General features: G+C 38.0%; 9 protein-coding genes. 7 read left to right on the top strand and 2 right to left on the bottom strand.

The window, feature by feature from the left end; translation table 11 throughout:
- Window positions 1-433 precede the first annotated feature (433 nt).
- Window positions 434-1,759 carry a DEAD/DEAH box helicase gene (locus E6H07_18385; GenBank protein ID TMI61864.1) on the top strand — a complete coding sequence of 442 codons (1,326 nt, stop codon included), beginning with the start codon at window positions 434-436 and terminating at the stop codon, window positions 1,757-1,759.
- 14 nt (window positions 1,760-1,773) lie between these two features.
- Here the strand turns inward: E6H07_18385 and E6H07_18380 are convergent, their stop codons facing one another.
- Window positions 1,774-1,920 carry a hypothetical protein gene (locus E6H07_18380; protein TMI61870.1) on the bottom strand — a complete coding sequence of 49 codons (147 nt, stop codon included), beginning with the start codon at window positions 1,918-1,920 and terminating at the stop codon, window positions 1,774-1,776.
- A gap of 144 nt (window positions 1,921-2,064) precedes the next feature.
- Entirely contained in the window at window positions 2,065-3,252 is a 1,188-nt protein-coding gene (locus tag E6H07_18375) for a class I SAM-dependent RNA methyltransferase (protein ID TMI61863.1), read from the bottom strand.
- Between the two features lie 120 nt (window positions 3,253-3,372).
- Here E6H07_18375 and E6H07_18370 point away from each other — a divergent pair, with 120 nt between their 5' ends.
- From E6H07_18370 to E6H07_18345, 6 genes are read left to right on the top strand one after another with little or no spacing between them, the layout of a single operon-like run.
- Window positions 3,373-3,696 (top strand): winged helix-turn-helix transcriptional regulator, encoded by a 324-nt coding sequence (locus E6H07_18370; protein TMI61862.1) that lies wholly within the window; start codon window positions 3,373-3,375, stop codon window positions 3,694-3,696.
- 5 nt (window positions 3,697-3,701) lie between these two features.
- Entirely contained in the window at window positions 3,702-4,166 is a 465-nt protein-coding gene (locus E6H07_18365; protein ID TMI61861.1) for an ATPase, read from the top strand.
- A 6-nt stretch (window positions 4,167-4,172) separates the two neighbouring features.
- Window positions 4,173-4,577, top strand: coding sequence for a DoxX family protein (locus tag E6H07_18360; GenBank protein TMI61860.1), 405 nt, complete (start codon window positions 4,173-4,175; stop codon window positions 4,575-4,577).
- 59 nt (window positions 4,578-4,636) lie between these two features.
- The gene (locus E6H07_18355; GenBank protein TMI61859.1) at window positions 4,637-5,281 is read left to right on the top strand and encodes a DUF998 domain-containing protein; all 645 of its coding nucleotides are present in this window, start codon (window positions 4,637-4,639) and stop codon (window positions 5,279-5,281) included.
- Window positions 5,282-5,286: 5 nt separating this feature from the next.
- Complete coding sequence (locus E6H07_18350; protein ID TMI61858.1) at window positions 5,287-5,772, top strand: ATPase; 486 nt, start codon at window positions 5,287-5,289, stop codon at window positions 5,770-5,772.
- A 33-nt stretch (window positions 5,773-5,805) separates the two neighbouring features.
- On the top strand, window positions 5,806-6,384 hold the full coding sequence (locus tag E6H07_18345; GenBank protein TMI61857.1) for a hypothetical protein: 579 nt from the start codon (window positions 5,806-5,808) through the stop codon (window positions 6,382-6,384).
- Window positions 6,385-6,403 lie beyond the last annotated feature (19 nt).

Below are 6,403 nucleotides of genomic sequence, written 5' to 3'. Positions count from 1 at the left end.
GCAGGCTTTCAGTGAAGCTTGTTGAACTGTTCAGCATCGGGTAAGAAAAAGAGCGGGGACTATCATGTTGTAATGGCTTTTAGCCAATGCGGTTTTACGGTCTTATTCCGCTCTTTGTTCTTTCTGAATCCGTTCTTATATCTGTAACTAAATTTATTGAATTGTAAACATAGGACGCAGTTTTGCGTCAGCCGGGCTGACTGGGTCGAGCCCAGCTTCTGTACTACTATCGGCTTCGGTTCGGGCTCGACCCAACGCAACTCATCGACAAAATATGTTCTCAACTTCAGTAACTTTATTCAGCTTCAGTTCCGGGCAGGACATTTTTCAAATGCCCTGCCGAACGCAAAGCTGTGACCGTTGAACTAAATGATTCATCTGTTGCGGAAGATTGCCTCCTACGGGCAAACACAACTAGCTTACTTTTGCCATTATGCCCACAACAAAAATTTCCACAAATAGTATCTTATCAAAACTAAAGATCAAGTCACTTAATGAAATGCAACTTGCTTCCATAGAAGCCATTGATAAAAACAATAATGTACTGCTCTTATCAGCTACCGGGTCTGGCAAAACATTGGCCTACCTTTTACCGCTGCTCAAATTATTAGACCCGGCGAATACAAACACACAAGCCATAATCATTGTGCCATCCCGCGAACTGGCTTTGCAGATCGAATCTGTATTTAAAAACATGGGCACTGATCTTAAAGTTACCTGTTGCTATGGCGGGCACAAAAGAGAAACAGAAGAAAATAATCTAAAGCAGCCCCCGGCATTACTGATAGGCACACCCGGCCGATTAGCTGATCATATAAGAAGAGGAAATATCACTACTGATACAATTGAAACATTGGTGCTGGATGAATTTGACAAATCATTAGAGCTGGGTTTCCAGGATGAGATGTCTTTTATAATAGGTTCCTTAAGATCATTAACAAAAAGAGTACTGATCTCGGCTACTGAAGCATTGGAAATTCCTGGATTTATAAATACAGATGACCTGGTAAAGTTGGATTTTCAAAATGATAAGGATGCTGATACAGGACTTGCGGTTAAGATATTAATGAGTGGTGGAAAAGATAAATTAGAAACACTTTTCCGGTTGATCTGTATGCTTGGTAACCGCTCCACAATAGTTTTCTGCAATCATCGCGAATCAGTAGAACGAACCAGCAAATGGCTGAAAGAAAAAGATATTGTCAATGTATTTTATCATGGAGCCTTGGAGCAACAGGAAAGAGATGCTGCCCTGTGTAAATTCAGAAATGGAACGTCCAATGTATTGGTAACAACTGACCTTGCATCAAGGGGACTTGACATTGCTAATATCCGTTACATCATTCATTATCACTTACCGGGCAGCGAGGATATTTTTACTCACCGCAATGGAAGAACTGCACGGATGGATGCAAGTGGCACTGCTATTCTTATTTTATCCCCCGAGGAAGAATTGCCGGAATATATTGATGCAGAATCAGAAAAGATAGAACTACCGGAAACCAGCACCCTCCCGGATAAACCACAATGGTCAACTTTATTTATTGCTGCCGGTAAAAAAGATAAGGTGAATAAAATTGATATCGTTGGATTTCTATCCAATAAAGGCCAACTAAAAAAAGAAGATATTGGTTTGATCGAAGCAAAAGATTTTTTTTCTTTTGTAGCAGTGAAAAAAATAAAGGTCAGCCACACACTGCAACTGATAAAAGACCAGAAAATAAAGAATAAGAAAGTAAAGATCGCAGTAGCTAAGTAGGGAGAAACTGTTGGCTATTTTGACGGAAGTTTTCTGGGGTTATTTAGATACTCTTTGATAACATCTTCCATATCCACATTCAGCAGATTTGCTAAGGTTAATAACCACATCAACACATCTCCCAGTTCTTCTTTTGCATTTTGATTATCGCCACTGGCTATTGCAGCCGAAAGCTCCCCACTTCTTCATGAAACCATAAGGCAGTGTGATAGATGCCCCTTTCATTATCTGTTTTAAAATACCTGTCTCTTACAATTTTTTGCAATGCTGAAATTTCCATGTTGATATGTTATTTCAATTTATAATTACTGTTCTTCTTTTATTTCTTTTGGCGCTGCCCGGCTTCCGCTATATAATTCATATTCCAGCAAGCGGCAGTCAATTGTACTGGTATAAAATTCTATCCGGCGTTTGGCTTTCAATCCTATTTTTTTAGCGAGGTCAAGGTTACCGGTAAAAACATAACCGAAATATCCACCGCATTTCTGTTTCATAAAATCACCAATACGGCTATAGGTTCCTTCCAACTTATCAACTTCGCCCAATCGTTCACCATATTCTGGGTTTACATAAAAAACACCAGGAACATTTTGTGGTATTTCGGTATCGGCAAAATCACAAACAGCAAAATCGATCAGACCGGCAACACCTGCCGCAATTGCATTCTTCCTTGCATTTTCAATTGCCTTTGCGCTGTAATCTGTAGCAATGATACGGAAACCGGGTACATCAATAATTTGTTTTTCCAATAAAGCATCCTCCTGCAAATAAACCGATTCATCATAACCCTGGAGGTGCATAAAAGCATAATTGGTTCTGAATAACCCCGGTCGCCTGTTAGTGGCGATCATAGCTGCTTCAATGGCAACAGTACCCGAACCGCACATGGGATTTATAAAGGGTGATCTTTTATCCCATTGCGTAGCATAGATAGTGGCTGCAGCCAACGCTTCCAACATAGGAGCCTGGCCCGGTATTTTCCTGTAACCATGCCTGCCTAAAGAATCACCGGATGTATCAATAAATATTTCAGCATTTTCATTCTTCCAAAACAGGTTGATAACAGCACCGATAAGCGCTGAACCCGTTGATGGACGTGTGCCTCTTTTTTCCCGCAACCTGTCCACTATTGCATCTTTAACACGCAGGTTTGCAAACATGCTATTATTAATAGTGGGATTATTTACATTGCTCGTAATGGAAAAATAACCCGGATTGGGTAAAATATTTTCCCATGGATAACTAACAAGATTATCATAAATAGCATCCGCATTTTCTGCTTCAAATTTTTTCAGGCTATAAAGTACCTGGCTGGCACAACGAAGATTCAGGTTTAGTTTTATACAATCGTTAATAGTGCCATAGATGCGTACACCTGTTACAAATGTTTCTTCGGTTATAAATCCAAGCTCCTTTACTTCCTGCTCCAGGAAAGGTGCCAGTCGTTTGGGACAAGTAATAATAATAACCGCTTTGTCTTTAAATAAATTCATGTAGATGCTAAAGATAAATCTTCCTGAATGATACGGGTTTATAATACCTTTTCTTTTAGATTAGAAAAAATTTGTGTAGTTAAATGACTTCATGTATATTTGTAGTCAAATAGCTACACAATGAATTTAAGACGAGACGTATTCCAGGCGATTGCAGACCCTACAAGAAGAGCCATATTACTATTGGTTGCTTCACAATCCCTCACAGCAGGAGCCATAGCTGCAAACTTTGACACAGCAAGACCGACTGTTTCAAAACATCTGCAAATACTTACCGAGTGTGAATTGCTTGAACAAGAATATAACGGTAGAGAAGTTTACTATCACATCAATCCAAAAAAAATGAAAGAACTATCCGACTTTATTGAAGCATTCAGCAAACTGTGGGATGATCGATTTAATAAATTAGAATCCGTCATGAAAAAATACAAATCAAAAAAATAAATATCATGGAACGAAAAACAAAGATCCATGCCGAAGATGGCAAACAGGAATTAACGATCACCAGGGAATTTGATTTGCCGTTAGAATTATTATTTAAAGCATATGAAGAACCCGAAATTGTTGAGCAATGGATGGGAACGAAAGTGCTGAAACTGGCCAATAGAAAGCATGGCAGTTATCAATTTGAAACAACCGATCCTAAAGGAAACAAACACGGGTTCAATGGAACAATTCATGAGTTTGTTCCGAACCAGAAGATCACACGGACATTTGAAATGGAGAATACACCTTTTGGTGTTCAGCTTGAGTTCCTTGAATTTGAAAAACTCTCTGATGATACCAGCAGACTCAATATGCATGTAGTGTACAAATCAGTTGCTCTCCGGGATCAAATACTGAAGTTACCTTTTGCCCAGGGCATAAATATGGCACATAACAGAATACAAGAAATTTTAAACAAATTAAAATAACACGTTATGTCAAAGAGAAATAAGATCATCTATTGGATCGCCACTATTTGGCTTTCGCTAGGAATGGTATCTACCGGCACAGTACAGATACTCAAACTAAAAGGTGAAAGCCCAGGAGGCTTAGATAGTATGGTACATTTAGGTTATCCTGTTTATTTTGTAACACTTTTAGGTATTTGCAAAATATTGGGAGTTATAGTATTGCTTCTACCTAAATTCCCTTTACTAAAAGAATGGGCGTATGCCGGCTTTTTCTTTATGATGTCAGGAGCAATATTTACACATATCGCTGCAGGTAATTCCCCGAGTGAAATATTTCCTTCGTTATTGCTTTTGATCCTGACCGTGATATCATGGTACTTCAGACCAGTTGATAGAAAATTACTTGCCTACCGGCAGGCAGGATTTTAGCTAATCAATAAAAGAATAGAATGAGCCTAAGGTTAATATTTAAGTAAAGCCAGGAAGTAATGAAAATATTTTCTACCAAATTATCCATATTAATGGCCGTGACATACCAGGTATTGTTGCTTATTTTAATTTTCCTGCGACCCGACATTCACCCCTATTCGAACACCATCAGTGAGTGGGCAATAGGAAAATTTGGATGGCTAATGCAAGTTGCTTTTTTCTGCTCGGCATTAAGTTACCTGTTTTTATTTCTTTCCTTAAAAAGAGATATTGATGGCACCTGGGGGAAAATTGGTTTGATTTTACTCTTCATTTGCTTTATTGGAACTATTGGAGTTGGAGCGTTTGTAACCGATCCTTATCCGCCAGACTTTACCATCGCCACAACTTTTATACATACAATCTCAGGAGCGTTGGCAATGGTATTACTTCCGTTTGCAGCACTATTTATCAATCGTAGTCTGATGAGAAATGAGCACTGGAAAGCTGCAAAAAATATTTTAAAATGGACAGCTTTCCTACCGTTGCTCGCATTCATTGGTTTTATTGCCCACTTCAATCTTTTCGTTGCTCCATTGGGAGAAAATGCGGTTGGTGAAAACGTACCTATAGGCTATCCACCAAGAATAATGTTTCTCGTTTATCATATCTGGTTAATCATAATTGCATTAGGTATATTAAAATTTAATAAATCAAAAACTTAATAATCATGAAAGAAAAGACTCGGGTTATTACTGAAAATAACAAACAGGAATTATTCATTATCCGGGAATTTGATATTCCAAGAGAAGATGTTTTCCGGGCATTTTCCGATCCGGATATACTGGTTCAGTTTTTTGCTCCTTTCGATCATACTATGCATTTCAATTATCATGACTACAGAAGCGGCGGTAGTTACAGTTGGTGCAACAAAAACAAAGAGGGAAAGACTCTTTGTACCTTTAACGGTGTAATTCATGAACTCTCCTCCCCCGAAAGAATAATACAAACCTCTGAGTTTATGGAACTCCCGCAAAGGGGAAATGCTATTTTAGAGATCATTAAATTTGAAGAACTTCCTGACAATAGAACTAAGATAACTATTCATGATATTTGTCCTTCGGTGGCTATAAGAGATGCAATGATTAACAGTGGAATGGAAAAAGGTTTAGTAGAAATTTTTAACAAGCTGGACAAGCTATTGAGTAAGTCTTAACTTAACATTTCAGCATATCAATAAAAGAATAACATGAACCCAAAGGTTGATTGGTTTTTTGCCAAAGACACAAAATGGCAGAAGGAATATGAGAAGTTGAGAACGATCATTCTTGACTGTGGCCTGATGGAAGAATTGAAATGGGGTTGTCCTTGTTACACTTTTGAGAACACAAACATTGTATTGATACATGGATTTAAAGAATACTGTGCTCTTTTGTTTTTCAAAGGTGCCTTGCTTAATGACGCCAATGATATTTTGATCCAGCAAACAAAGAATGTACAATCTGCCCGACAGATCAGGTTCACTAATGTTAAGGAAATAGTTAAACTGGAAAAAGTTGTGAAAGCTTATGTTTATGAAGCCCTTGAAGTTGAAAGAGCTGGATTAAAAGTCAAATTAAAAAAGACCTCAGAATTCAAAGTCCCGGAAGACTTTCAAAAAAGATTAGATAAGAACAAAGTTTTGAAAAAAGCTTTTGGTGCATTGACACCGGGACGGCAAAGAGCATACATTTTTTATTTTTCTCAAGCCAAACAACCCAAAACCCGTGAAGCAAGAGTTGAAAAATACATCAAACAAATTCTCAGTGGAAAGGGATTAGATGATTAATCTTTTCTGTTAATCAATA

The organism is Bacteroidota bacterium, assembly GCA_005882315.1.
Lineage (GTDB): Bacteria > Bacteroidota > Bacteroidia > Chitinophagales > Chitinophagaceae > VBAR01.
Note: the sequence above shows the minus strand (reverse complement) of the source record. Positions and strands in the feature narration are given on the sequence as shown.

What these genes read in the sequence shown, in the direction of transcription:
- E6H07_18350 (TMI61858.1), top strand. Translation starts at nt 5,287, where the DNA reads ATGAAAGAAAAGACTCGGGTTATTACTGAAAATAACAAACAGGAATTA.
- E6H07_18365 (TMI61861.1), top strand. Translation starts at nt 3,702, where the DNA reads ATGGAACGAAAAACAAAGATCCATGCCGAAGATGGCAAACAGGAATTA.
- E6H07_18360 (TMI61860.1), top strand. Translation starts at nt 4,173, where the DNA reads ATGTCAAAGAGAAATAAGATCATCTATTGGATCGCCACTATTTGGCTT.
- E6H07_18385 (TMI61864.1), top strand. Translation starts at nt 434, where the DNA reads ATGCCCACAACAAAAATTTCCACAAATAGTATCTTATCAAAACTAAAG.
- E6H07_18375 (TMI61863.1), bottom strand. Translation starts at nt 3,252, where the DNA reads ATGAATTTATTTAAAGACAAAGCGGTTATTATTATTACTTGTCCCAAA.
- E6H07_18345 (TMI61857.1), top strand. Translation starts at nt 5,806, where the DNA reads ATGAACCCAAAGGTTGATTGGTTTTTTGCCAAAGACACAAAATGGCAG.
- E6H07_18355 (TMI61859.1), top strand. Translation starts at nt 4,637, where the DNA reads ATGAAAATATTTTCTACCAAATTATCCATATTAATGGCCGTGACATAC.
- E6H07_18370 (TMI61862.1), top strand. Translation starts at nt 3,373, where the DNA reads ATGAATTTAAGACGAGACGTATTCCAGGCGATTGCAGACCCTACAAGA.